The organism is Jatrophihabitans sp. sgz311053 (assembly GCF_056135305.1).
This window is the reverse complement of sequence record NZ_JBWAXP010000003.1, coordinates 600,072-624,611: the sequence shown is the minus strand read 5'-3', so window position 1 is coordinate 624,611 and position 24,540 is coordinate 600,072. Positions and strand designations below refer to the sequence as shown.

The 24,540-nt window shown below is 71.3% G+C and carries 23 protein-coding genes; 11 read left to right on the top strand and 12 right to left on the bottom strand.

Annotated features, from left to right (window positions below; translation table 11 throughout):
* Positions 1–282: 282 nt before the first annotated feature.
* The 5 genes from AC0NZQ_RS20965 to AC0NZQ_RS20945 are packed head-to-tail and all read right to left on the bottom strand — an operon-like array spanning position 283 to position 5,229.
* Positions 283–663 carry a type II toxin-antitoxin system death-on-curing family toxin gene (locus tag AC0NZQ_RS20965; RefSeq protein ID WP_474532020.1) on the bottom strand — a complete coding sequence of 127 codons (381 nt, stop codon included), beginning with the start codon at positions 661–663 and terminating at the stop codon, positions 283–285.
* Positions 660–857, bottom strand: a complete 198-nt coding sequence (locus AC0NZQ_RS20960; RefSeq protein WP_474532019.1) for a CopG family transcriptional regulator — start codon at positions 855–857, stop codon at positions 660–662. Before AC0NZQ_RS20960 ends, AC0NZQ_RS20965 begins: the two co-directional genes overlap by 4 nt.
* Before the next feature lie 30 nt (positions 858–887).
* On the bottom strand, positions 888–1,568 hold the full coding sequence (locus AC0NZQ_RS20955; RefSeq protein ID WP_474532018.1) for a uracil-DNA glycosylase: 681 nt from the start codon (positions 1,566–1,568) through the stop codon (positions 888–890).
* Positions 1,565–3,499, bottom strand: coding sequence for a dipeptidyl-peptidase 5 (locus tag AC0NZQ_RS20950; protein WP_474532017.1), 1,935 nt, complete (start codon positions 3,497–3,499; stop codon positions 1,565–1,567). Before AC0NZQ_RS20950 ends, AC0NZQ_RS20955 begins: the two co-directional genes overlap by 4 nt.
* Complete coding sequence (locus tag AC0NZQ_RS20945; RefSeq protein ID WP_474532016.1) at positions 3,496–5,229, bottom strand: proline--tRNA ligase; 1,734 nt, start codon at positions 5,227–5,229, stop codon at positions 3,496–3,498. The genes AC0NZQ_RS20950 and AC0NZQ_RS20945 overlap by 4 nt, the downstream gene beginning before the upstream one ends.
* 206 nt (positions 5,230–5,435) lie before the next feature.
* On the opposite strand from AC0NZQ_RS20945, the gene AC0NZQ_RS20940 reads away from it, so the two are divergent.
* Genes AC0NZQ_RS20940 through AC0NZQ_RS20925 form a run of 4 tightly spaced genes read left to right on the top strand, consistent with a single transcriptional unit; the run spans position 5,436 to position 9,664 of the window.
* Positions 5,436–6,263, top strand: coding sequence for a serine protein kinase RIO (locus AC0NZQ_RS20940; protein WP_474532056.1), 828 nt, complete (start codon positions 5,436–5,438; stop codon positions 6,261–6,263).
* 19 nt (positions 6,264–6,282) lie between these two features.
* On the top strand, positions 6,283–7,668 hold the full coding sequence (locus tag AC0NZQ_RS20935) for a mycothione reductase (protein WP_474532015.1): 1,386 nt from the start codon (positions 6,283–6,285) through the stop codon (positions 7,666–7,668).
* Between the two features lie 60 nt (positions 7,669–7,728).
* Entirely contained in the window at positions 7,729–8,988 is a 1,260-nt protein-coding gene (locus tag AC0NZQ_RS20930) for a DUF4032 domain-containing protein (RefSeq protein ID WP_474532014.1), read from the top strand.
* Positions 8,989–9,040: 52 nt separating this feature from the next.
* Positions 9,041–9,664, top strand: a complete 624-nt coding sequence (locus AC0NZQ_RS20925) for an MBL fold metallo-hydrolase (RefSeq protein ID WP_474532055.1) — start codon at positions 9,041–9,043, stop codon at positions 9,662–9,664.
* Positions 9,665–10,009: 345 nt separating this feature from the next.
* On the opposite strand, the gene AC0NZQ_RS20920 is transcribed toward AC0NZQ_RS20925, so the two are convergent.
* Together AC0NZQ_RS20920 and AC0NZQ_RS20915 are read right to left on the bottom strand one after the other, a co-directional pair.
* Positions 10,010–10,888, bottom strand: a complete 879-nt coding sequence (locus AC0NZQ_RS20920; protein WP_474532013.1) for a TIR domain-containing protein — start codon at positions 10,886–10,888, stop codon at positions 10,010–10,012.
* A gap of 174 nt (positions 10,889–11,062) precedes the next feature.
* Complete coding sequence (locus tag AC0NZQ_RS20915; RefSeq protein ID WP_474532012.1) at positions 11,063–11,698, bottom strand: TetR/AcrR family transcriptional regulator; 636 nt, start codon at positions 11,696–11,698, stop codon at positions 11,063–11,065.
* Positions 11,699–11,806: 108 nt separating this feature from the next.
* Between AC0NZQ_RS20915 and AC0NZQ_RS20910 the strand changes: the two genes are divergently transcribed.
* The 3 genes from AC0NZQ_RS20910 (at position 11,807) to AC0NZQ_RS20900 (ending at position 14,961) form a co-directional block, all read left to right on the top strand.
* On the top strand, positions 11,807–13,117 hold the full coding sequence (locus tag AC0NZQ_RS20910; protein ID WP_474532011.1) for a cytochrome P450: 1,311 nt from the start codon (positions 11,807–11,809) through the stop codon (positions 13,115–13,117).
* A 167-nt stretch (positions 13,118–13,284) separates the two neighbouring features.
* Positions 13,285–14,178, top strand: a complete 894-nt coding sequence (locus AC0NZQ_RS20905) for an Rv0361 family membrane protein (protein WP_474532010.1) — start codon at positions 13,285–13,287, stop codon at positions 14,176–14,178.
* Positions 14,179–14,271: 93 nt separating this feature from the next.
* On the top strand, positions 14,272–14,961 hold the full coding sequence (locus AC0NZQ_RS20900; protein ID WP_474532054.1) for a thymidine kinase: 690 nt from the start codon (positions 14,272–14,274) through the stop codon (positions 14,959–14,961).
* Here the strand turns inward: AC0NZQ_RS20900 and AC0NZQ_RS20895 are convergent.
* Positions 14,942–15,331 (bottom strand): hypothetical protein, encoded by a 390-nt coding sequence (locus tag AC0NZQ_RS20895; protein ID WP_474532009.1) that lies wholly within the window; start codon positions 15,329–15,331, stop codon positions 14,942–14,944. The two genes, AC0NZQ_RS20900 and AC0NZQ_RS20895, sit on opposite strands and share 20 nt — an antisense overlap.
* Before the next feature lie 163 nt (positions 15,332–15,494).
* Between AC0NZQ_RS20895 and AC0NZQ_RS20890 the strand changes: the two genes are divergently transcribed.
* A complete protein-coding gene (locus AC0NZQ_RS20890; RefSeq protein ID WP_474532008.1) occupies positions 15,495–15,842 on the top strand; it encodes an RNA polymerase-binding protein RbpA in 348 nt (115 codons plus the stop codon).
* Positions 15,843–15,957: 115 nt separating this feature from the next.
* Here AC0NZQ_RS20890 and AC0NZQ_RS20885 read toward each other — a convergent pair whose 3' ends face one another.
* Positions 15,958–16,995, bottom strand: a complete 1,038-nt coding sequence (locus tag AC0NZQ_RS20885; protein ID WP_474532007.1) for a 5'-3' exonuclease — start codon at positions 16,993–16,995, stop codon at positions 15,958–15,960.
* Positions 16,996–17,115: 120 nt separating this feature from the next.
* Between AC0NZQ_RS20885 and AC0NZQ_RS20880 the strand changes: the two genes are divergently transcribed.
* A complete protein-coding gene (locus tag AC0NZQ_RS20880; protein WP_474532006.1) occupies positions 17,116–18,498 on the top strand; it encodes a sugar porter family MFS transporter in 1,383 nt (460 codons plus the stop codon).
* 13 nt (positions 18,499–18,511) lie between these two features.
* Here AC0NZQ_RS20880 and AC0NZQ_RS20875 read toward each other — a convergent pair whose 3' ends face one another.
* The 3 genes from AC0NZQ_RS20875 to AC0NZQ_RS20865 are packed head-to-tail and all read right to left on the bottom strand — an operon-like array spanning position 18,512 to position 22,535.
* Complete coding sequence (locus AC0NZQ_RS20875) at positions 18,512–19,270, bottom strand: polyprenol monophosphomannose synthase (RefSeq protein WP_474532005.1); 759 nt, start codon at positions 19,268–19,270, stop codon at positions 18,512–18,514.
* Complete coding sequence (gene lnt / locus AC0NZQ_RS20870; protein ID WP_474532004.1) at positions 19,267–20,919, bottom strand: apolipoprotein N-acyltransferase; 1,653 nt, start codon at positions 20,917–20,919, stop codon at positions 19,267–19,269. Before lnt ends, AC0NZQ_RS20875 begins: the two co-directional genes overlap by 4 nt.
* Before the next feature lie 56 nt (positions 20,920–20,975).
* On the bottom strand, positions 20,976–22,535 hold the full coding sequence (locus AC0NZQ_RS20865; protein WP_474532003.1) for an amidohydrolase: 1,560 nt from the start codon (positions 22,533–22,535) through the stop codon (positions 20,976–20,978).
* Between the two features lie 69 nt (positions 22,536–22,604).
* On the opposite strand from AC0NZQ_RS20865, the gene AC0NZQ_RS20860 reads away from it, so the two are divergent.
* Together AC0NZQ_RS20860 and AC0NZQ_RS20855 are read left to right on the top strand one after the other, a co-directional pair.
* Entirely contained in the window at positions 22,605–23,627 is a 1,023-nt protein-coding gene (locus tag AC0NZQ_RS20860) for a LacI family DNA-binding transcriptional regulator (RefSeq protein WP_474532002.1), read from the top strand.
* A 5-nt stretch (positions 23,628–23,632) separates the two neighbouring features.
* Positions 23,633–24,526 (top strand): 5'-3' exonuclease, encoded by an 894-nt coding sequence (locus AC0NZQ_RS20855; RefSeq protein WP_474532053.1) that lies wholly within the window; start codon positions 23,633–23,635, stop codon positions 24,524–24,526.
* Positions 24,527–24,540: the final 14 nt, after the last annotated feature.

Sequence of the window (24,540 nt, the reverse complement as noted above, 5' to 3'; positions counted from 1 at the left end):
GAAGGCCTCCGGTCAGTGAAGCGGTTCCTAGACAGCTCCACTTCACAACCGGAGGCCTTCGCCTGTCTCAACGACAGGCCGATATCAACTCACCGGTGACAACGTCCCCGGGCATCACAACTAGGGCGTGTCTGACAATTCCCGCTCGTCGCGAGCGGCGGTCGGGTGCGCGCGATGCAAGGCGGAGGAGGACGGTCGTAGCCTGCTACGGCCGACGACGACAACGCGGCAGCGTGCTTGCCCGGGCGTCGCGCAGCAGAGCACGGGCTTGTCAGACACGCCCTAGCCGCGACTCCACCGACGCAGCTGGGCGGCAACGGCCTCCAGCGTCATGTGCCCCTGCGCGACGCTGCGGACGAAGACGTCGCCGTCCTCCGGAGAGGAGGCGGCGACGTCCTCGTCGTTGAGAATGAGGAAGTACCGCATGGCCACCCAGGCAAGGCGCTTGTTCCCGTCGATCAGGGCGTGGTTGCGGGCCAGTGACTCGAGCAAGGCGGCCGCCTTGGTCCAGGTGTCGGCATAAGCGTCCTCACCGAATGCGCTGGCCCGCGGACGCGCGAGCGCTGACTCGAGCAAGCCCACGTCCCGAACCAGGACATCTGCCGGGGCCACGGCGGCCTTGGCCACCGCCATGAGGTCTTCCAGGTCGAGGTAGACCGTCACTTGGCCAGCAGGTCGAGCAGCGCGGCATCTTCGGCAACGATCCGCCCGAGCACGGCCTCGCGTGTCTCCGCCTGCCGGCGTGCCGCGCTCTCGATGGCGCGGACGGCAGCCTCTTGCTTGCTGATGTGTTGCGCATCCGCCAATGCTTGGAGGGTCGCGTCCTGTTCCTCGGTCAATCGCAATGTCATGGCCATGGATCGATGATACCGCCGTGATACCACTCGTTACCGGTCGAGCGTCCAGTCGACAGGGTCGGCACCCTGCGCGACGAGGGCGGCGTTGGCGCGGCTGAAGGGGCGCGATCCGAAGAAGCCGTTCGACGCCGAGAGCGGCGACGGGTGGGCGGATTCGACGAGGGGAACGTCCCCGAGCAGCGGGGCCAGGTTGCGGGCATCGCGTCCCCAAAGGATCGCCACGAGCGGACCGCCGCGGGCGGCCAGGGATCGGATGGCCTGCTCGGTGATGGCCTCCCATCCCTTGCCGCGGTGCGAGGCCGGCTTGCCCGGCGCGACGGTGAGCGACCGGTTGAGCAGCAGCACCCCGTGGTCGGCCCACGCCGAGAGGTCACCGTGACTGGCCGGCTCGATGCCGAGATCGACCTGCAGCTCCTTGTAGATGTTGCGCAGCGACGGCGGCAGCGGGCGGACGTCCCGGTCGACGGCGAACGACAGCCCGATCGCGTGCCCCGGTGTCGGGTAGGGATCCTGCCCGACGATGAGCACCCGGACGTCGACGAAGGGCCGGGTGAAGGCCCGCAGCACGTGCTCGCCCGCCGGCAGGTAGGTCCGTCCGGCCGCGATCTCGGCCCGCAGGAAGTCGCCCATCGCGGTGATGCGGTCGGCGACCGGCGCCAGCGCCTGGGCCCAGCCGGGATCCATGATCTCGGTCAGCGGTCGTGCGGTCACGGCCGCTCCAGGGCGAGCTCCGGGACGCCCGGCGGAACGAAGCCCATGACCTGGCCGAGGAAGGAGAGCGCGGCCTGCAGGCTGTCGACGATCGTCTCGTGGCGCCGGAAGCCGTGCGACTCCCCCGCGTAGGCGCGGTAGGCGTACGGCAGGCCCTTGGCGACGAGCGCGTCGCGGAACCGCTCGGCCTGCGACGGCGGGACGATCGGGTCGTCCAAGCCCTGTAGCAGCAGCACGGGGCAGGAGAGGCCGTCGACGTTGTTCAGCGGCGCGCGCTGCTCGTAGAGCTCCCGCGCCTCGGGGAGCGGTCCGATCAGGCCGTCGAGGTAGCGCGACTCGAAGTCGTGGGTCTCCTGCGCGAACTGCAGCAGCTCGGCGACGCCGTAGTAGGAGATGCCGCAGGCGAAGACGTCGCTGGCTGTGAGCGCGCTGAGCACGGTCCAGCCGCCGGCCGAACCACCCTCGATCGCGAGCCGGGCCGGATCGGCGATGCCGGCGGCGGCGAGGCCTTCGACGGCGGCGACGGTGTCCTCGACGTCGACCACGCCCCACTGGCCGAGCAGCCGGTCGCGGTATTCGCGGCCGTATCCGGTCGAGCCACCGTAGTTGACGTCCACCACCCCGATGCCGCGGCTGGTGTAGTAGGCGACCTGCAGCGACAGCGACGGAGTCACGCTGGAGGTCGGCCCACCGTGGACCAGCGCGACGAAGGGCGGCAGCTCACCGGCGGGCGCCTCGTAGTCGGCGTTGCGGGGGCGGTAGACCACCGCATGGACCTCGCGACCTGACCGGCCGGTGAAGGTGTGCTGTTCGGCCTCGGGCAGGTAACCCGGCGCCGGCAGCGCCTCGACGTCCAGGCCGAGCCGGACGTCGCGCAGCCGGCCGGTGGGCAGGTCCAGCTCCCGCAGTCCGGACGGCACCCCCGCGCCGCCGGTGGTGAGCAGCACGGTGTCGCCACGGCCGCCGGAGAGCCCGATGGCCGCGTGCGCGCCGAGATCCAGGTCCCGGTACTCACCGCTCGCGGGGTCGAGCAGGGCGAGCGTGTCGGTGCCGAAGCGCCGCACCGTGAGCAGGCTGCCGTCCGGCCGGAGCGAGTACCAGCGCGTACCCAGGCTCCAGAGCGGACCGCCGATCTCGGCCGCGACCGGCGCCACCGGGCTCGCCTCGCCGCCGACGACCGGGACGGTGACGAGGTTCCAGAATCCGCTGCGGTCGGTGAGCGCGTAGAGGGTCTCGCCGTCGCGCCACTCCGGCTGCAGCACGGACTCCGTCACGCTCCCGAGCAGGGTGCGCGGCGGACCGGCCACGCCGTCGACGAGGTCGGCCACCCGCAACTCGGTGCCGTCCCACGGCATTTGCGGGTGCTCCCACGCGATCCAGGCCAGCCTGGTGCCGTCGGCACTCGGGCGCGGGTAGGCGAGGAAGTGCGAGCCACTCACGATCGAGCGCGGCTCGCCGCCGGCCAACGGCACCACCGCGATGTCGCGAGTCAGTGAGCCGTCGGCGGCGTGTCGCTCGCGCACGCACCAGATGTCCTCGCCGCGCAGCTGCAGGTCGCCATAGCGCCAGGCGCCGGGTGCGGGCGGCTCGGGCGTGATCGCCACCGGGGTGCCACCCGGTTCGTCGAGGCGGTACAGCCGCTGGTCGGTGAACTCGGCGAAGACCAGCAGGCCACGGTCGTCGGCGGTCCAGGCGCCGCCGCCGTACTCGTGGACCCGGCTGCGCGCGTTCCACGGCGGCGGCAGGACGTCCTCGGCGCCACCGCCGGCGGCCGCCCGCCGGACCGCGTACCGGCCGCCCTGGTCCGGACGCAGCTCCGACCACCAGATGTCGTCGCCGACGTAACCGCCGCCGCCGACCGGGTGGCCGACCGAGGCGAGCGCGTCCGCCGAGATGGGCGAGCGCCAGCTGCCGTAGGGCGCGACCGTCATGATCCGACCGCCTCCCGGATCCGCGCGACCGCCTCGGCGACCGCGACGTTCTCGCGGCTGTCGGTGCGGCGGTCCCGCAGTTCCACGACACCGTCGGCCAGTCCCTTGCCGACGATGACGATGGTGGGGACGCCGAGCAGCTCGGCGTCCTTGAACTTCACGCCCGGTGAGGTCTGCCGCCGGTCGTCGAAGAGCACCCGGGCGCCACCGGCCTCGAGCTCTCCGGCGATCCGCTGCGCCTCGGCGAAGACGGTGTCGTCCTTGCCGGTCGCGACCACGTGGACGTCCGCGGGCGCGACCGAGCGCGGCCAGCAGAGGCCCTTCTCGTCGTAGGTCTGCTCGGCGATCGCGGCGACCGCACGGGTGACGCCGACGCCGTAGGAGCCCATGGTCACCGTCACCGGCTTGCCGTTCTGGTCCAGCGCCTGCAACCCGAAGGTCTCGGCGTACTTGCGACCGAGGGCGAAGACGTGCCCCATCTCGATGCCGCGGGCGATCTCCAGCGGCGACTGGCAGCGTGCGCAGCGGTCGCCGTCGCGGATCTCGACGGCGCCGATCTCCCCGTCGGGGGTGAAGTCACGGCCGCGGACGACGTGGGCGGCGTGCTTGCCGGGCTCGTTGGCGCCGGTGATCCACTCGCTGCCCTCGACGACCAGCGGGTCGACGAGGTATCGGATCTCCAGGTCGGCGAGCACCTGCGGTCCGATGTAGCCCTTGACCAGGCCGGGGGCCTTGGCCAGATCCTCGGGGCCGGCCTGCTCGACGAGCGTCGGCTCCAGCTGGCCGCCGAGGCGCTTGAGGTCCACCTCGCGGTCACCGGGGACGCCGACGACGAGCAGCTCCCATTCCTCGGCTCCGGGGGCGAGGGTCCGCAGCACGACGTTCTTGAGCGTGCTCGACGCCGACGCCTCGATGCCCAGCTCGGTGACCTTGGCGACCAGGGTGTCGATGGTGGGGGTGTCCGGGGTGTCGAGCACCTGCTGGGCGGGGTGGTCCTGCGGATCGACCGGCTCGGGCGCGGCGATGACGACCGCCTCGGTGTTGGCCGCGTAGTCGCAGTTCGTGCACTGCACGAAGGTGTCCTCGCCGGAAGGTGCAGGGACGAGGAACTCTTCGGAGGCCGACCCACCCATGGCACCGGAGACCGCGAAGACGATCTTGTAGGTCATCCCCATGCGGGTGAAGATCCGCTCGTAGGCGTCGCGGTGCGCCCGGTAGGACGCCTCGAGCCCCTCGTCGGTGAGGTCGAAGGAGTAGCTGTCCTTCATGACGAACTCGCGGCCGCGCAGGATCCCGGCGCGCGGCCGGGCCTCGTCGCGGTACTTGGTCTGGATCTGGAACAGCGAGAGCGGATAATCCTTGTAGGAGGAGTACTCGCCCTTGACGAGCAGCGTGAAGAGCTCCTCGTGGGTGGGGGCGAGCAGGTAGTCGGCGTCCTTGCGGTCCTGCAGCCGGAAGAGCGTGTCGCCGTAGTCGTTCCAGCGACCGCTCTGCTCGAAGATCTCGCGCGGGATCAGGGCCGGGAAGTGCACCTCCTGCGAGCCGATGGCCGCCATCTCCTCGCGGATGATCGCCTCGACACGAGCCAGCACCTGCATGCCGAGCGGCAGCCAGGAGTACATGCCGGGGGCCACCCGGCGGACATATCCGGCGCGGACCAGCAGCTTGTGGCTCGGCACCTCGGCGTCGGCGGGATCGTCGCGCAGGGTGCGCAGGAACAGGGTCGACATTCGTAGCACCCGCTCAGGCTAGTGGGACGGGAATGCGCTTGCGCCGCGCGAGAGGCTGGCCTCATCGGCACGGCGCCACGGGCGCCGATCGGGACGACAGCGAGGAGGTGCCCCCTGTGACGACCACAGCCCGGGTGGCCCTTCGGTCCGCCCCCGTCCTCACGCACTGACCCGGCCACGGGCAGCGCGTCCTGCCCCTCCCGGAGATCGCAGTGCCCTACGACCCGACCCTGTACCACGACCTCGCCGACGACCCCGACTACGAGACGCCACCGTTCTCGACCTGGCCGCAGGCCCACCACGGCCCCGAGCCCCGGCCGGAGTGGGTCGTCACCGACAACAACGCCCTCGACACCGACCTCGGCGTCCTCAAGACCGGCAAGGAGGCCGACGTCCACCTGCTGCGGCGGGCGCTGCCGAAGACGGACGGCGTCCTGCTCGCAGCCAAGCGCTACCGCACCACCGAGCATCGGATGTTCCATCGCGACGCCGGCTACCAGGAGGGTCGCCGGACGCGCCGGTCCCGTGACCAGCGCGCCGTCGCCCGCGGCACCGGGTACGGCCGGGAGGTCGCCGCCGGCACCTGGGCCAATGCCGAGTTCGCGGCGCTGGCTCAACTCTGGGCCGACGGCGTCCCGGTGCCGTACCCCGTGCAGCTGCTCGGCACCGAGCTGCTGCTGGAGTTCGTCGGAACGCCCGACGGGGTCGCCGCGCCGCGGTTGGCACAGTGCCGGCCGACGACCGCCGAACTCGCCGACCTCTACAGCCAGTGCGTCGACGCCATGATGCGGATGGCCGCCGCCGGGTACGCACACGGCGACCTGTCGCCCTACAACCTGCTGGTCCACGACGGTCGGCTGATCGTCATCGACGTCCCGCAGATCGTGGACCTGGTCATCAACCCGCAGGGCGCGGCCTACCTGGAACGGGACTGCCGCAACGTCTGCACCTGGTTTGCCGCCCGGGGTCTGGACTCCGTCGAGTTCGACCACCTCTTCGGCGACCTCATGGCCGAAGCGGTGCGACGCTGGTGACCCGGGTAGCGTCACAGGCGTGGCGACGAACAGCGACGCGGCAGATGCGCAGTACGACCTCATCATCATCGGCTCGGGATCGGCGAACTCGCTGATCACGCCCGAGCTCGACACCTGGAAGATCGCCCTCGTCGAGGAGGGGATCTTCGGCGGGACGTGCCTGAACGTCGGCTGCATCCCGACGAAGATGTACGTCTACCCCGCCGATGTCGCGGACAAGGCCGCGCACAGCGGCCGGCTGGGCCTCGCCGAGGCGACACTGGACGCGGACTGGCCGGCGATCCGGGACCGCGTCTTCGGCCGCATCGACCCCATCTCGCGCGGCGGCCGGGACTACCGCGCGACCGGCACCGAGAACGTCACGCTCTACGAGGCACACGCGGAGTTCGTCGCGCCGAAGACGATCCGGCTCTCGACCGGCGAGACCATCAGCGGCGACCGCATCGTCATCGCCACCGGATCGCGGCCGGTCATCCCGCCGCCGATCGCCGAGGCCGACGTCCCGTTCCACACCTCGAACACCATCATGCGCATCCCGGAGCTGCCGCGGCGCCTGGTCATCGTCGGCGCCGGCTACATCGCCGCCGAGTTCGCCCACGTCTTCACCGCCTTTGGCACCGAGGTCACCGTGGTGTCACGCTCCAGCCTGTTGCGCGAGCAGGACGAGGAGATCAGCCGCCGCCTCACCGACCTGGTCCGCGACGCGTGGGACCTGCGGCTCGGCGTCGACGTGACCGGAATCTCGGGGACGACCGGTGACATCACCGTCGAGCTCTCCGACGGCTCGTCGGTGCACGCCGACGACGTCCTCGTGGCGGCGGGGCGGGTGCCCAACACCGACCGGCTCGGCCTGGACAAGGCCGGCGTCGAGCTGCACCCGGACGGCCGGGTCAAGGTCGACGAGTACCAGCGCACGTCGGTGGCGGGGATCTTCGCCCTCGGCGACGTCTCCAGCGACTACCAGCTCAAGCACGTCGCCAACCACGAGACGCGGGTGCTGGCCCACAACCTCGCCCACCCCGACGACCTCCGCGCCTCGGACCACCGCTTCGTCCCCTCGGCGGTCTTCACCCACCCGCAGCTGGCCTCGGTGGGGCTCACCGAGCAGCAGGCGCGGGCCTCGGGGCGGCGGTACGTGTCAGTGGTCCAGGACTACGCCTCGGTGGCCTACGGCTGGGCGATGGAGGACACCACCAGCGTCTGCAAGCTGCTGGCCGACCCGTCCACCGGGCAGCTCCTCGGTGCCCACATCATGGGCGAGCAGGCCTCCACCCTCATCCAGCCGATCATCCAGGCGATGACCTTCGGACTCGGCGTGACGGAGATGGCCCGCGGCCAGTACTGGATCCACCCGGCCCTCACCGAGATCGTCGAGAACGCGCTGCTGGCCCTCGACCTGGACTGAGCGCTGAGGGCGGCCGGATCGTCCGACGCGGGAGGGGCCGGCTGGCCCTACGCTGCAGGGGTGGGCAGCAACTACCGCCTGACGACGCTCGGGACCAACACCGAGCTGCTCGAGCTGCCCTTCGACCTGCCGCTGGCCGAGTGGCCCTACGAGCGGTTCGTCCACGTCCCCCGCGGCATCTCGCGCCACGTGGTGCGCTTCGTTGAGCTCGCCGGCGAGGTCTTCGCGATCAAGGAAGCCACCGACCGCTACGTGCTGCGCGAGCACCAGCTGCTGCGACAGCTCGCGGAGCACTCCGTCCCGGTCGTCGAGGCCTACGGCACGGTGACCGAACGCATCGGCGCCGACGGCGAGGAGCTGGGCGGCCTGCTCTTCACCCGGCACCTGCAGTTCTCGCAGCCCTACCGATCGCTCTTCACCGGCCGCAGCCTGCCGCACCTGCGACAGCGCCTGATGGACGCGCTGGCGGCGCTCTTCGTCCAGCTGCACCTGGCCGGCTTCTACTGGGGTGACTGCTCGCTGTCCAACGCCCTGTTCCGGCGGGACGCCGGCGCGCTCGCCGCCTACCTGGTCGACGCCGAGACCGGTGAGATCCACCCCACCCTCTCCCCCGGCCAGCGCGACCAGGACCTGGACATCGCCACCCTCAACATCGTCGGCGAGCTGCTCGACCTGCAGGCCGCCGGCGTGCTGGACGCCAAGATCGACGCCGTCGAGACCGCAGCCACGCTGCGCCCCTGCTACGACTCGCTCTGGCAGGAGCTCACCAGCGAGGTCGTCGTCCCCGCCGGCGAGAATTTTCGCATCCACGCGCAATTGCGGCGGCTCAACGAGCTCGGCTTCGACGTGGGCGAGCTGACCATCAAGACCGAGCCGGACGGCCTGCGGGTCCGCTTCGGCACGCAGGTGGTCGAGCCAGGTCATCACCAGCGCCGACTCTTCGAGCTCACCGGGCTGCGGGTGCAGGAGAATCAGGCCCGGGCGCTGCTGGGCGATCTCTCCCGCTTCAAGGCCAAGTGGGAGTCGGGCACAGAGGGCTCGGTGCCCGACGACCTCGCCGCCCGCCGCTGGTTGGACGAGAAGTTCTACGGCACGCTCGGGCTCGTCCCGCCGGAGCTGCGTGTGAAGCTGCCGGACGCCGAGCTCTTCCACGAGATCAACGAGCACCGCTGGCTGCTGTCGGAGAAGAACGGCCACGACGTGGGACGCGCCGCGGCCGTCGCCTCGTACGTCGGCACCGTCCTCGCCGACCTGCCGGACACGCGGGTGGATCTCTCGCAGGGCCCGCCCACCGAGGAGTTCACCCCTATCTTCGACTAGCGTCGGCAGCGTGAGCGACACCTACACCGGCGAGGTCGAGGTCGGCGGCGGCATGGACGTCCGGCGGTTGCCGGGCCTCACCATCGCCAAGCTGGCCGTGGGCCCGATGAACAACAACGCCTACCTGCTGCGCTGCACGCAGACCGACGAGGGGCTGCTCATCGACGCGGCCAACGAGGCCGACCGGCTGCGCGAGCTCGCCGAGTTCGAGGGTCCGGCCGTCTCGGCGATCCTCACAACCCATCGCCACCAGGACCACTGGGAGGCGCTCGCCGAGACCGCGGAGTTCGCCGGCGCCGCGGTGTACGCCGGTGCCGACGACGCCGACGAGCTGCCCGTGGCCGTCGACGAGCGGCTGCGCCACGGCGACACGGTCACCGTCGGCGACGCCGAGCTCGAGGTGATCCACCTGCGCGGCCACACGCCGGGGTCGGTGGCGGTTCTCTACCGCGACCCCGAGGGCACCGGCCACCTCTTCACCGGCGACTCGCTCTTCCCCGGCGGGGTGGGCAAGACGTGGTCCGGCGAGGACTTCGTCTCGCTCGTCGACGACGTCGAGACCCGCATCTTCGGCGAGCTAGCCGACGACACGTGGTTCTACCCCGGCCACGGGAACGACTCGACCCTGGGCGCCGAGCGTCCGCATCTGGCGGAGTGGCGGGCGCGGGGCTGGTAGCCCGGTCAGGGGCGCCCCGAGGCCCTGGTCTGCCAGACCGTCGCCGACACTGCCGCCCTTGGAAAGTTTCGGCCGGATCTGGTCGGCCAAACAAGGCGACCCAAACCTGTGTGCAAGGTCTGCAGCCCGAGATGGGGGATGGCGTAGCCACCCATGACCTTCGGTTTGCCATGGACCTCTGGACTTCGACGGCCGGCGTCATAACGTGCCGTCCGAGACTGGCATGCCTGCAAGATGCTGACGGTCTGGCAAGAGCCTTCGTACCCTGATCAGGAGGACATCTACGCGCCCTGAAGATTGGCTGCTGGTGGAGCAATGTCGAACAGGAGGGGTGAAACGGCCACTCTAGAAATCGTCATTATCCGACTCGTTTTGCCAGCGAACAATCAAAACTTCAGGCATGACTTCTGAAATGAAGTTCATCAATATTTCGTCCTTCATGGGATTCATTTTCTCGGACGTGGAGGCTAGCGTGAATGTCAACCTGCGCTTGCTGACCGCATAACTTGTGCCCACAATTTCGAGGCCCAAATCCCTCGCCTTCGCCCGGATCTCCCGAATCGCACGACCGCGCTGCTGTTGCTCGAATTCTCTCATCGGGGAGAAATCCATCGACTCAGATTTCTCGGTTCGTTCGAGATTGCGAACGATTGTCAGCAGCTCGTCGAGCTTCTCGCTGTCGGAGCGCGTTGCTGGCCGGGTCGTTTTCCCAGACCCTCGAACTTGCTCAAGTTTCGGCGCCAACTTGGGCCACCACAGATCGAATTGTTGCCTCAACGTGTCGTCATCGAGTTTGTGTTCAGAATGCACGTTGAGCGTCTTGACCAACTGCCAGGTTCCTTCTTCGTCAGCGACGCAAGCATTGAACTGGCCTAACGGTGGTTGCAAGTCGCCTGCCGTTCGGAAGTCAAGCAAGTACGGGATCACCCGACCCTCATCGCCCAAGTGCCGCGACATTGCACCGGCTTCGAACATAAGCCACGGCGCGTTCGCGTTTCCTGGAGTCACACAAAAAATGCCAATGGTTCGATCGTTGAGAGACTTGCTGATCTCTTCTAGCCATTTCGTGCCTCGCTCCATGTCAACCGAGATCCAGGGGTCCGCGCTCTGGATGACGCCCTTCAACCACGGTTTCAAAGCTTCGGCAGTCTTCTGACTGCGCTTGCCAGACCAGCTAAGGAAAATCTTCACGCCGCAAGGATGACAGTGCTGGCGCTCACTCACCAGTAGTCGGTGCGGTGCATGCACTGAGACGGGCAACATTGCCGGACTGATCTTCACTTCGACACCTACCCGTCTAGGGCTTTTATGTCGACGAATCCCAGCAGCGGGTCCGCCCGACCGTAGTTCTTCCGTGGGACCCGGCCGTAGCTCAGCAACGGCCACCGGCAGCGCCCGTCAGTCCGCCCCCGGCAGCGCGGCCGAGAGCGCACCGAGCCACATCGCGGTGAGATGGTCGACGACGCGGTCGCGGGTCATCGGCAGCCGGCCGGCAAGCACGGCCTCGATGACGTCGGCGGAGCCTCCCATCAGGAAGAGCGCGGTCGCCCGCGCGTGGCGGCGCTGCGCGAGGCCCATGCCGTGCAGCAGCGGCAGCGTGTCGATGGTGACGTCGGCGAGCTCGGTGACGAGCTTGTGCCGCCGCTCCCGCAACGGTCCGTGGCCGGCGGCGGCGACGAGGAGCAGGTTCGCCAGCCGCGGGTCGTCGGCGACGACGCCGTAACCGGCGGCGACCGCCGCCCGCACCTGGGCGGCCGCGTCGTCCGGCGGTGCCGCCCGCAGCGCCGTCACGGCGGCGACGGCGACCGCGTCGGTGACCGTGTCCACGGCGGCGACGAGCAGCGCGTCCAGATCCGGGAAGCTCTCGTAGAAGTAGCGCGGCGTCAGCCGCGCCCGCGCGCAGACCGAGCGGACGCTCACCCCGGCCAGGCCGTCGACGAGGAGCGCGTCGGTAGCGGCGGTGATGAGCTCGACGCGGCGCTGTTCGCGGCGCTCGTCGGCCGATCGTCCGCGGTACGGGCGACTGGCGGCCACGGCGGCTCCTTCCGGGAGAGATAATTGACAACGGTCGTTGTCAGACTATGGTCGGGCCGCAGATCGCCGCAACCTTGCGGACGACCGGCCGGCGAGAGGTTCCGACCCATGACCGTCACCACCGCGAACGCCATGCCCGGTCACCGCGGGCTCCCGCTGATCGGCGACACCGTCGCCTTTGCCACCGGCAGGATGACCGCGTCACTGCGGAACGTCGAACGCTACGGCCCGGTGTACTGGAATCGGGCCCTCGGCCGAACCTGGGTCAACACCGAGAGCCCGGAGGCGTGCGGGGCGGTGCTGCAGGACCGAGACCGCGTCTTCGACGCCAGCGGCTGGTCGCTGCTCATCGGGCCCTTCTTCCGGCGCGGACTGATGCTGCTCGACGGCCAGGAACACCACGCACACCGGCGGATCATGCAGGGCGCCTTCACCGCGCAGCGGTTGGCCGGCTACCTGGAGCCGATGAACGAGACGATCGACCGGGGGCTCTCGGCGTGGCAGCCGGGCGAGCGCGCCTTCTACCCGGCGATCAAGCAGGTGACGCTCGACGTCGCCACCCGCACCTTCATGGCCGCCGACGCCGACGCCGAGGCCGACCGGCTCAACACCGCCTTCGTCGACGCCGTCCGCGCCGGCACCGCCCTCGTGCGCGCCCCGGTGCCGGGGCTGCGATGGGCCAGGGGACTCACCGGCCGGCGGATCCTCGAGGAGTACCTGCGGCCCCGCATCGCCGCAGCCCGCGCGAGCGACGGCACCGACCTGTTCACCGCCCTCTGCCATGCCCGCGACGAGGAGGGCGCCGGCTTCGACGACGACGACATCGTCAACCACATGATCTTCCTGCTCATGGCCGCCCACGACACCGCGACCATCACGATGACTGCGATGTCCTACTACCTGGCACACCACCGGCAGTGGCAGGACCGCGCCTATGCCGAGTCCCTGGCACTGGGCGAGCACGTCGGCTACGACGAGCTGGAGCGCCTCGTGGCCCTGGACCTGGTGATGAAGGAGTCGCTGCGCCTCGTCACGCCCGTGCCGGGGCTGGTGCGGCGCGCCCGGGAGGAGACCGAGCTCTGCGGTTTCCGGGTCGCGGCCGGTAGCTACGTCGCCGTCCACCTCTGGGGCCTGCACCACCAGCCCGACGTCTGGCCGGAGCCGGAGCGATTCGATCCCGACCGCTTCGCCGAGCACCGGCGTGAGGACAAGGTCCATCGCTTCGCCTACCTGCCCTTCGGCAACGGCGTCCACAAGTGCATCGGCATGTTCTTCGGCGGCATGGAGGTCAAGGCCGCCATGCACCAGCTGCTGCGGCGGTATCGGTTGGAGGTGCCGGACGGTTACGAGATGCCACTGGACTGGTCGTCCCTGCCGCGACCCCGCGACGGGCTGCCGGTGACCCTCGTACCCCGCTGATCTTGGGCGTGCGTTCGAGTCGAGCGGGCCGCGCCGTCCGCTCTGGCACGGATCGTCCCGATCCGCGCGCCGGGACGGGCAGCCCTGCCCGTCGCGCCGGCTTGACGGCTCGTGACCGCGCTGCGAAGCATGATCGTCGAGACCGGGCGAGGAGGAGCACGACAGCGATGAGCAACGACGGATACGGCGAGCCGCAGTACCCGGCCGACCCGTACCCCGGCCCCGCCGGCTCACTCGGTGCAACCCCCCTCCCGCCGGCGAAGCCGCCGCTGATCCCACCGTCGCAGCGCGGCATCTTCGCCGCACTCGGCGTCGTCGTGATCGCGGGCCTCGTCGTCATCGTCCTGGCCGTCACCGGCGTCTTCTCCAGCGACCCGGCCAGCGGGAACTCGCCCCGGACCGCGGTCGAGGACGCGCTCTACGCCAGCAAGCGGCAGAACCTCGACGACCTCAAGCGCGTGGTCTGCGCCCGCGACCTCAGTAACCCCGAGCTCAGTGACGTCGTCGGCGACGAGCACGCGCAGAGCTACTCCATCGGCGAGGTGAGGCAGGCCGGCGACCGGGCCACGGTCGACGTCCGGGTGACGACGAGCAAGAACACGACGTCGACCTCGCTGCCGGTGCTGCGGGAGCAGGGCAGCTGGAAGGTCTGCTTCAGCGAGATCGACGACCCGACCGGCGGGTCGAGTTCGGGGGCGTCCTCCGGCCCGACCTCGGGATCGTCGTCGCCGGCGCCGACCTCGGACTCCCCGTCGGTCTCGGTCTCCACGCCGACCATCAACTTCTGCGCGTCGGCCAAGGACGCCGTGACGACGGCCAAGTACTTCGCCAGCTTCGTCGGCCTTGACCTCGTCACCCAGGCGGCGACCTGCGTCTACGAGAACGGCATCAGCAGCAGTGACCTGCGCGCCCTCACCGGCGACCTCTACTCCCCCGAACAGTTCACCAGCAGCGGGTCGACGTACTCGTTCCGCTCCGCGACCGGGACGAGCACGCTGGACGTGGTCGTCGAGAAGAAGTCGGACGGCAAGTACTACGTCGTCGCGGCGCGCAAGCGCTGAAGCACCGCCCGCGACCGCACGGGTAGCCTGCCCGTCGTGACTCGCGGCGCGCTCTCCTCCGTGCCCGCCGCCGGCAACCGGCGCGCGACGCCGATGCCGGCGCAGCTGAAGTTCTTCCACGGGCCGATGGACTGCGGCAAGTCGACGCTGGCACTGCAGATCGACCACAACCACGCCCGGCAGGGCCGCCACGGCCTGTTGCTGGTGCGCTACGACCGGTCGGGCGGGGCCACCATCACCACCCGGGTCGGGCTGGCCCGGGCCGCCATCGAGCTCATCGACGACACCGACATCCGCCGGCTCGTCCGCGAGCACTGGGCAGCCGGCCGTCGGGTCGACTACCTCATCGTCGACGAGGCCGGCTTCCTCACCACCGAGCACGTCGACCAGCTCGCCGAGCTCGCCGACGACTTCCACGTGGACGTGTACTGCTTCGGGCTGGCCACCGATTTCCGCACGCAGCTGCTCCCCGGCGCCAAGCGGCTCTTCGAGATCGCCGACGAGACGATCCCCGTCCATGTCGAGGTGCTCTGCTGGTGCGGCCGGCCGGGCGTCCTCAACGCCCGCGTGGTGGACGGCGTCATCGCGCGCGAGGGCGACACGGTGGTGGTGGCCGACACCGCCGCCGCCGACCACAGCGAGGCCGCCGGGGATCACGTCGAGGCCGATCCCGAGCGGGCACCCGAGGTCCATTACCAGGTGCTCTGCCGCACCCATCACCGTCGCGGCGACCTCGGGACGTCCGCGCCGGGACGCGGTCAGCTCACTCTCGACGACGCCTGACGCCGGCTGCCGCGACGACGTGCGCGACCACCGACGCCGTGGCGCCGACGGCGAGCGCCACCGGCACCGCGCCACGAGCCCGGCCCGACCTGATGCCGGCCACCACCACCGCGGCGTCGACGGCGTCGGAGGCGGCGCTGCCGAGCAGCCACGCCGGCGCGTCGTCGCCGGCTCGCGCCGTCCCCACGGCGAGGGCGCCGTCGCGAACGCCGAGCATCCGGGTCAGCCAGGTGACGCGTCGTGCGGTGGCGGTGTCGGCGCCGAAGAGACGGGCGACGGGGACCGGGGCGGCGAGGCAGGCCGCAGCCACCACCGCCCGGGCGGCGCCGAGTTCCGACGCAGTCGGCCAGCGCAGGTCCGATCGGGCCACCGTTTGCCCCCTATATGTCCGATTTTGGCCGCATCTGCTCTGGCACATGCCTGAGCAGCGCTGGGCGGAGCGGGTGTTAACACCCCGACCATAGGGGAATCATCACCGGACCTGGCACGTTGGCCAGGTGTCGGCACATCGCACGAGCGAGGAGGTGCCCGAGATGGCAGATCGAACTTTGCGGGGCAGTCGGCTCGGCGCGGTCAGCTACGAAACCGAGTACGGCGCGGAGCCTGCACCCAGGAACGTCGCCGCCTACAGGTGCGAACGTGGTCACGAGTTCAGCGTCCCGTTCTCCGAGGAGGCCGAGATCCCCGCGACGTGGGATTGCCGCCTCGACGGCAGTACGGCGAAGCTGATCGACGGCCCGGAGCCCGAGGTCAAGAAGACGAAGGCACCGCGTACTCACTGGGACATGCTCATGGAGCGCCGCACGATCGCCGACCTGGAGGAGGTCCTGGCCGAACGCCTGGACGTCCTGCGGGCGCGGCGCGGCCAGAAGAGCGCCTGACCGCACCACCCATCATGACGAGAGCCGCCCCGGCCGACCGGGGCGGCTCTCGTCGTCTCCGGGGTCGTCTCCGCCGGCCGGCTACGCCTCGCACTCTCGGCCGCCCAGCGCCGTCTCAGAAGAGTGAGAGCTGCTGGTTCGCCGGCTTGGGCGCAAGTTTCGGTGGTCGCCGAGGAGGTGCCGTGGGCCACCAGCGGCGCTCGGCGTCGGTGCCGGCGCCCGTGTCGGCATAGACCGGGGCCGGCGGCTCGGCATCGACCTCGGCCAGCACCCGCACCGCGGCGGCGGCGGAGTAGGTGAGCCCGAAACTGCGGTACACCGCCTCGACCTCCCCCGCAGGCAGCGGCAGCACGCCGGGCCCGGCGTCGAGGTCGAGGCCGAGCTCGAGGTCGGCGTGCATCGTCATGACCTGGCAGTTCAGTGACCACGCCTCCCGGGCACCGGGGGCCGCGAGCCGGTTGCCCGCGCCGCCACCGAGCCGGCGACGGACCTCGTCGAGGTCGGCGAAAGCCGCGGTCGCAGTACCGAACTCGGCCAGCAGCCGCGCGGCGGTGCGTGGTCCGACGCCGCGCACACCCGGCAGGTTGTCCGAGGGATCGCCGCGGAGCGCGGCGAAATCCCGGTACTGCTCGGGTCGCACACCGAGCAGCGTCACCAGCCGCTCCGGGGTCATCAGCGGGGAGGCCTCCACCCCACCGTCGATGATCCGCAGCACCGAGGTCGAGTCGTCGATGAGCGCGAAGGCGTCCCGGTCGCTGGTGACCACCACCGTGCGCAGGCCGCGCCCGCGCGCGAACGCCGCCGCGGAGCAGAGCACGTCGTCGGCCTCGAGCCCGGCGGGGACGACGACGGCGACCCCCAGATCGCGTAACGCCGTCGCCGCCGTGGCGAGCTGGCCGACCAGGGACTCCAACTTCTCACCGCGGTTGGCCTTGTACTGCGGCCACCGCTCCCGGCGCACCGAGGCATCGGGGTCGTCGAAGCCCACCACGACCGCGACCGGACGGATCCGGTCGACGGCGTGGACGAGCTGCGTCAGCAGTCCCCGGACGGCCCAGGCGTCCCGCCCGGTGTGGGCCTGCGCATGGAAGCTCCGGTGCACCAGCGAGTTGCCGTCGACGGCCAGGACGACGCCCGGCTGCGCTGCACTCACGAGCTCCACTCTGCCACCGGCCGCCGACACCGCGGCCACGCGACCCGCTTCCCGGCTGTGACTTTTGGGTAAGCCCCGGCTGAATAGTTAGCCAAGTGAACAAAAGCGGGGTTCGGACGGATGAGTGAGCAGCGGGCGCACTGGCAACAGCGCAACGTGACGAAGGCGGCGGTGCTCACCGCCGTGGGTGGCGTCCTGTTTGGCTACGACACCGGCGTGGTCGGGGGCGTGTTGCCGAACATCTCCGACGAGTTCGGCCTGGACTCCCCCTTCACCAAGGGGCTCGTCGTCGCCATCCTGCTCGCCGGCGCCGCGGTCGGCGCACTGGTGGCCGGCCGGGTGGCCGATCAGCTCGGCCGGCGTCGAGCCATCCTGCTGACGAGCATGGTCTTCGTCGTCGGCCTGCTGCTCTCGGCGCTCGCGCCGTCGCTCTGGGTCTTCTGGATCAGTCGCTTCCTCATCGGTGTCGGTGTCGGCTCCACCTCCTTCGTGGTGCCGCTCTACATCGGCGAGATCGCCCCGCCCGCGCGGCGCGGCGCGCTGGTCTCGCTGAACCAGCTCTCGGTCACCATCGGCATCCTGGTCAGCCAGCTCGTCGCCTACGGCCTCGCCGGCCACGGCGACTGGCGGGTGAGTGTCGGGCTGGCGCTGCTGCCGGCGATCGTCCTCGGCGCCGGCGTCGTCCGGGAGCCGGAGAGCCCGGCCTGGCTGCTGCGCCAGGGCCGCGAGGACGAGGCGCGGAGCGTGCTGCACCAGTTGCGCGAGACCGACGCCGAGGTCGACGACGAGATCACCGACGTCCGCCAGGGCGCACGGGAGGAGCGGAAGGGGTCGATCCGGGACCTGCTGGCTCCGGCGCTGCGACCTGCCCTGCTGCTCGGGGTGATCCTGGCGATCGTCCAGCAGATCACCGGCATCAACACCGTCATCTACTTCGCGCCGACGGTGCTGGAACAGTCGGGTCTGGGACAGTCGGCCGCCCTGCTGGCCCTGGTCGTGGTGGGCGCGACCAACGTGATCATGACCCTGGTGGCGATCCGCCTCCTCGACCGCGTCGGTCGCCGGCCCCTGCTGATCTGGGGCATGTCGGTGATGGTGATCGGGCTGGCCGCGTTGGCGGTCACCTTCGCCGTCGGCATCAGCGGTGGCGGCGCGGTGATCGCCACCGTGGCGCTCGCCGTCTATGTCGGCGCCTTCGCGGTGAGCCTGGGCCCGATCCTGTGGCTGCTCATCGCCGAGATCTTCCCGTTGCGGGTGCGGGGGCAGGCCGCCTCCATCGCGACCATGGCGAACTGGGCCGCGAACCTGGTGGTGGCGGTCTCCTACCTGTCGATCATCTCCGCGATCGGCGAGGTCGGGACCTTCGCGCTCTACGGGGCCATCACGGTGCTGTCGCTGGTCTACGTCGTCGCCAAGGTGCCCGAGACCAAGGGACTCAAGCTCAGCGAGATCGAGGCCGAGCTGGCCCCGAAAACGGAGCCGCGGGTGCCCACCGCCGCCTGACAGTGGTGATCCGTCAGTCGGTGCGGCGGTTGCGGAAGCGCTCCCTGCGGTACTCGATGCCCCAGCGCGTCACCCGGACCAGCGCCTCGCGCACGATCTCGCCGCTCATCTTGGACTCGCCGCGCTCGCGTTCGGTGAAGGTGATCGGCACCTCGACCACCCGGTAGCCGGCGCGCAGCGCGCGGGTGGCGAGGTCGATCTGGAAGCAGTAGCCCTGCGACTCGACATCGCGGTAGCCGATGCCCTCGAGCACGCCACGGCGGAAGGCGCGGTAGCCGCCGGTGACGTCCTTGACCGGGACGCCGAGCGCCACGCGGGAGTAGAGGCTGCCGCCGCGAGAGATCATCCGGCGCTGCCAGGGCCAGTTGACGACGCTGCCACCGGGCACCCAGCGCGAACCCAGGACGAGGTCCGCCTCGGTCAGCGCGGTCAGCAGCCGGGGCAGCTGCTCCGGCGCGTGCGAGCCGTCGGCGTCCATCTCGACGAGGACGTCGAAGCCCGCCGCCAGCCCCCACCCGAAGCCGGCGATGTAGGCCGCGCCCAGTCCGGCCTTCTCGGTGCGGTGCAGCACGTGCACGTGGTCGTCGACGTCGGCCATCGCATCGGCGAGCTTGCCGGTGCCGTCCGGGCTGCCGTCGTCCACGACCAGGATCTCCGCGGCCGGCACCGACTCACGGACCCGTCCGACCACGATCTCGATGTTCTCGTGCTCGTTGTAGGTCGGGATGATCACCAGCACCCGCCAGGGGGCGGGCTCGGAAGCGGACGTCACGCGGGCACCTTCTCATCCTGTTCGGGCGGGACTGTCGATTGGTCGGTTCGCCGTCGTCGCAGGCCGTCGACCCCGACGGCGAGCGCTCCCAGCAGGGCCAGGGCGGTGAGCGCGTACTCGGGCCAGGCCCCGATCCGAGTGGCGAGGGTCTGCGAGCTGCGTACCGGGACGGTGTCGAGGAGCACGGCGGAGGTGAAGAGCGCCCCGGAGCGTTCGCGGATGTCGCCGTCCGGCCCCACGACGGCCGACTCACCGGAGGTCGAGACCTGCACGGTGCTGCGACCGTGCTCGACGGCGCGCAGCTGGGTCATGGCCAGCTGCTGGTAGGTCTCGGCGGTGTAGCCGAAGGTGGCGTTGTTGGTCTGCACGACGAGCAGCCGGGCCCCGGCGGCGACCGAGGACCGGACCAGGTCGTCGTAGGCGACCTCGAAGCAGATGACGTCCCCGAGCGGCACCGGGCCGCCGCGGAGCAGGCCGTTGCCGCCGCCGGCCACCATGTCGGTGACGTTCTTCGCGTCCGAGCTGACGAACTCGGCGGCGGCGCGCAGCGGGATGTACTCGGCGAAGGGCACCGGATGGCGCTTGACGTAGCGCGCGCCCGGTCCTGTGGTCGGCGACCAGAGGATGCCGGCGTTGCGGCGGTGATGGGCGCCGGGTCCCTGCAGGATCGCCCCGACGAGCACCGGCGCGCCGACTGCCTTCACCGCGCGGTCGATCTCGCGGTAGGCGGCGCGGTCCCGGTAGGGGTCGATGTCCGAGGAGTTCTCCGGCCAGAGCACCAGGTCGGGACGCGCGACGGCGCCGCTGCGGATGCGGGCCGCGAGGCCGAGCGTCTGCCGGACGTGGTTGTCCAGGACCTCGCGGGCCCGGTCCTGGAAGGCCAGGCCGCGGTTGGGCAGACCACCTTGGATCACGGCGATCCGCAGTCCCCGGTCGCCGGCCGTGTCGGGCGAGAGCACCGCGCCGGCCGCCACCCCGAGCAGCGGGACAGCCACCAGCACGGCACCCCCGCTGACCAGCGTCCGGGCACGCAGCGGCCAGACCGCGAGGGCCGCGGCGGCGAGGCCCGCGCCGGCCACGGCCACCACGAAGGTCACCAGCGGGGCGCCGCCCAGCGCCGCGAACCACTTCAGCGGCGACTCGGCCTGACTGAAGGCCAGCCGGCCCCAGGGGAAGCCACCGAAGGGCAGCCGGTCGCGCAGGAACTCCTGCCCCACCCAGGCCGCACCCACCCACAGCGGCCCACCGGGCAGCCGGGCCAGCAGGGTCAGCGCGGCACCGAGCACCGCGAAGAAGGCCGCCATGGCGGCGCCGAGGAGCAGCCACGGCGCGGGGCCGACGTAGATGCCGGTCCAGTGGATCAGCGGCAGCATGAACGCCAGGCCGTAGAGATAGCCGAGCCAGGCACCGGTGCGGGCGCGGCGACCGTCCACGGCGACCGAGAGTCCGGCGACGGAGACGAAGGCGGCCGGCCACCACCCGAACTCGGGGAAGGCGAGCACGCCCACTGCTCCCCCGCCGACCGCCGCCAGGGCGGCCCAGCGCGCGGCGAAGGGCGCCGACGGGGCCGGACGCACCACCCGTGACCCGGTGCGGGGCGCCGCAGCGTGGCCGGCGTCGCCGCGCAGCCTGTCCCTCACCACCGTCACCGGGTCAGTATCGCTGTCGCGCTCCGATCCCGGCTGCCTCGCTCGGGCAGTCCTCATCACCGGTCGGCAGCGCCGTGGATGGTGGTGCCCCGCAGGACCGTCTGCCGGCACCGCGGCAACGGACCCTCGGCGGCGACGTCCGGCAGGCCGCTCGGTCTGGTCGGCAACCCGGCCGCCGACCAGACCGCGTACGTCGCGGGCGCTCCGACGGCCAGCACGCCCTCGCCGGCCCGGCCCGCGGCGGCCCAGCCGCCCCGGCTGTGCGCGGCGAAGGCGGCCTCGACCGGCAGCGACGCCGCCGGATCGTGGTGCGTCGCCGCGGCCCGGACCGCCGCCCACGGACCGAGCTCGGTGACCGGGGAGTCCGACCCGAAGGCCAGCGGCACCCCGACGGCGGCGAGGTCGCCGCAGCGGTTGAGCGCCAGCGCTCGCTCGCTGCCGTCGGCCGCCCGTCCCAGCCGCTCGGCGTACATGCCGTCCGCCCCGCCCCAGAGGGCGTCGAAGACCGGCTGCATCGACGCCACCAGCCCGCTCGCCGCCAGCCGGCCGGGGTCGCGGACGTACTCGGCGTGCTCGATGCGGTGCCCCGCGCCGGCGGAGCGCCCCAGCCGGGCCGAGGCGAGCTCGTAGGCCGAGAGCACCTGGTCCACGGCGGCATCGCCGATGGCATGGAACCCGGACTGCATCCCCGCGGCGACGCAGGCCTCGATGTGCGCGGCCAGTGCCTCGATGTCGAAGCGGACCCAACCGGTGTCGTCCCGATCGGCGTAACGCTCGTGCAGCGCCGCGGTGCCCGAGCCCAGCGATCCGTCGCAGAAGAGGTCCCCGGCCGCACCGACAGCACCGAGCTCGCGGGCCCGTTCGACGCCGAAGAGCTCGCCCCAGTAGCCGACGACCTCGCAGACGTCGCCGGCCGCGGCGAGGGCGAGCAGCCCGGTGAGGTCCTCCTCATGCGAGATCGAGGGGCCGGCCATCTCGTGGACGCTGGCGATCCCCAGGGCCGCCGCCTGGCCCAGCGCGGCCCGCTGCGCCTCCTCACGCTGGCTGCGGGTCAGCGCCGCGAGCGCGGCCCGCCGGACCGGGTCGTGGGCGTCCGGCTCGCCCACCCAGCCCTCGCCCCGGAACCCGGCCAGCTGCCGCACCCCCGGAACCGTCGCCAGCAGCGCCGACGACGCGATCGCGGAGTGGATGTCGACCCGCGCCAGGTAGACGACCCCGCCGTAGGCGGCCCGGTCCAGCTCCGCCGCGGTCGGCGGTCGGTGCTCGGGCCAGTCGGCCTCGTTCCAGCCACCGCCGAGGATGGGACGGCCGCCGTTGCGTCGGGCGGCACGCTCCACGGCGTCCAGCACCTCGCGCAGCGACCGGGCGCCGCGCAGGTCCAGGCCGGTCGTCGCCAACCCAGTGTCGGTGGTGTGGACGTGGGCGTCGACGAAGGCCGGCGTGACCAGATCGCCGGCGAGGTCGCGGGTCACCGACACGTCGGCGTAGCCGTCCGCGCCGTCCTCGTCGCCGAGCCAGACGATGCAATCGCCGTCGACGAGCATCGCGGTGACGGGGGCCGGATCGGATTCCGGCCGACCGGTGTGGATACGGCCGTTGCGCAGCAGGGTCGCCATCCGAGCGAGTCTGCCAGCGCGGCGGTAGCGTTTGCGGCACAATCCGAGCAGGTCGGCGAACGGAGGGCGATGGTCGCCAGTATCGAGGACGTCGCACGTCGTGCGGGGGTCTCGATCGCCACCGTGTCGCGGGCGCTGCGCGGGCTTCCCGACGTCGCCGCCGCCACCCGGGACCGGGTGCTGGCCGCCGCGGCCGATCTGGACTACGTGGCCTCACCCTTCGCCGCCCGGCTGGCCAGCGGCCGTACCACCACCGTCGGATTGGTGGTGCCGTTCGTGAACCGGTGGTTCTTCTCCGAGGTCATCGCCACCGTGGAGGGGGCGCTGCGGCGGGAGAACTTCGACCTGCTGCTGTACAACCTCGGCGATCCCGGCGGCCGCAGCCGCTTCTTCGACGTCATGCCGATGCGTAAGCGAGTCGACGGCGTCATCGTCGCGAGCCTCGACCTGGACGAGCCGGAGTTCGACGCCCTCGCCGACCTCAACCTCCCCGTCGGCCTGCTCGGCATCGAGCGGGAGGGGACGCTCTCGGCCGGGATCGACGACGTCGCCGCCGCCCGTACCGCCGTCGACCACCTCACCGGGCTCGGCCACCGGCGGATCGGTCTCATCGGCGGCGACACCGACGACCCGATGCGCTTCACCCCGCCGCTGCACCGCCGCGCCGGGTACGTCGCCGCCCTCGAGGCCGTCGGGGTGGCACCGGATCCGGAGCTGGAACAGCTGGGCTTCTTCACCGTCGACGGCGGCATCGAGGCTGCCCAGCGCCTGCTGGACCTCCCCGAGCGGCCGACGGCCATCTTCGCCGAGAGCGACGAGATGGCCTACGGCGCGCTGCGCGCCATCGACGACGCCGGGTTGCGCGTCCCGGACGACGTCTCCGTAGTCGGCTTCGACGACCAGCCGTTCTCCTCGCTCGCCCGACTCACCACCATCCGACAGCCGGTCGCCGAGCAGGCGCTGGACGTCACCACGCGGCTGCTCGCCCTCATCGCCGGTCGCGACGCCGACCCCGACCGCAGCCCGGCGGTGACGCTCCCCACCGAGCTCGTCGTCCGTGCCTCCACGCAGGCACCGGGGTCCGCGCCGTGAGCCTGATGCTGGTCGACGCGGCGGGACTGTACTTCCGCGCGTTCTACGCCGTCCCCGAATCGGTGACGGCCCCGGACGGCCGCCCGGTCAACGCAGTCCGGGGTTTCCTCGACATGGCGGCGTCGCTGATCGAGAAGCGCCGCCCGACGCGCTGGGTGGCCTGCCTGGACCTCGACTGGCGGCCGGCCTTCCGGGTGGAGCTGATCCCCAGCTACAAGGCGCACCGGGTCGCCAAGGACGGTGGCGAGGAGGTGCCCGACACCCTCTCGCCGCAGGTGCCGCTGCTGCTGGACGTCCTCACTGCCTTCGGGCTGGCCTGCGCCGGCGCCGAGGGGTTCGAGGCCGACGACGTCATCGCGACCCTTGCCGAGCGCGACACCGACATCGTCGAGGTCGTCACCGGCGACCGGGACCTCATCGCGCTGGCCACCGACCGTGTCACCGTCCTCTACACCGGACGTGGGCTGGCGAAGATGGAGACCCTCGGCCCCGCCGAGGTCCAGGCCAAGTACGGCATCCCCGCCGCGAACTACGCCGACTTCGCCGCGCTGCGCGGCGATCCCAGTGATGGTCTGCCCGGTGTCCCCGGCGTGGGTGAGAAGACGGCGGCCGCTTTGGTGGCCCGCTTCGGGACCGTCGAGGAGATCGTCGCCGCCGCCGAGGCCGGGGACGACGGCTTTCCCGCCGGTGCCGCCGCCAAGATCCGCAAGGCGCTGGACTACCTCGCCGTCGCGCCCGCAGCGGTCCGGGGCCGCACCGACGCGCCGGTGGCCGAGGTGGAGGACGCACTGCCTGTCCGGCCCCGCGACGAGATCCGTCTCGACGCCCTGGCCGAGCAGCTCGGCATCCAGAACTCGGTGGCCCGGATGCGGAAGGCGATCGACGCCGCACTGACGTGATCGCCGGCGCGACT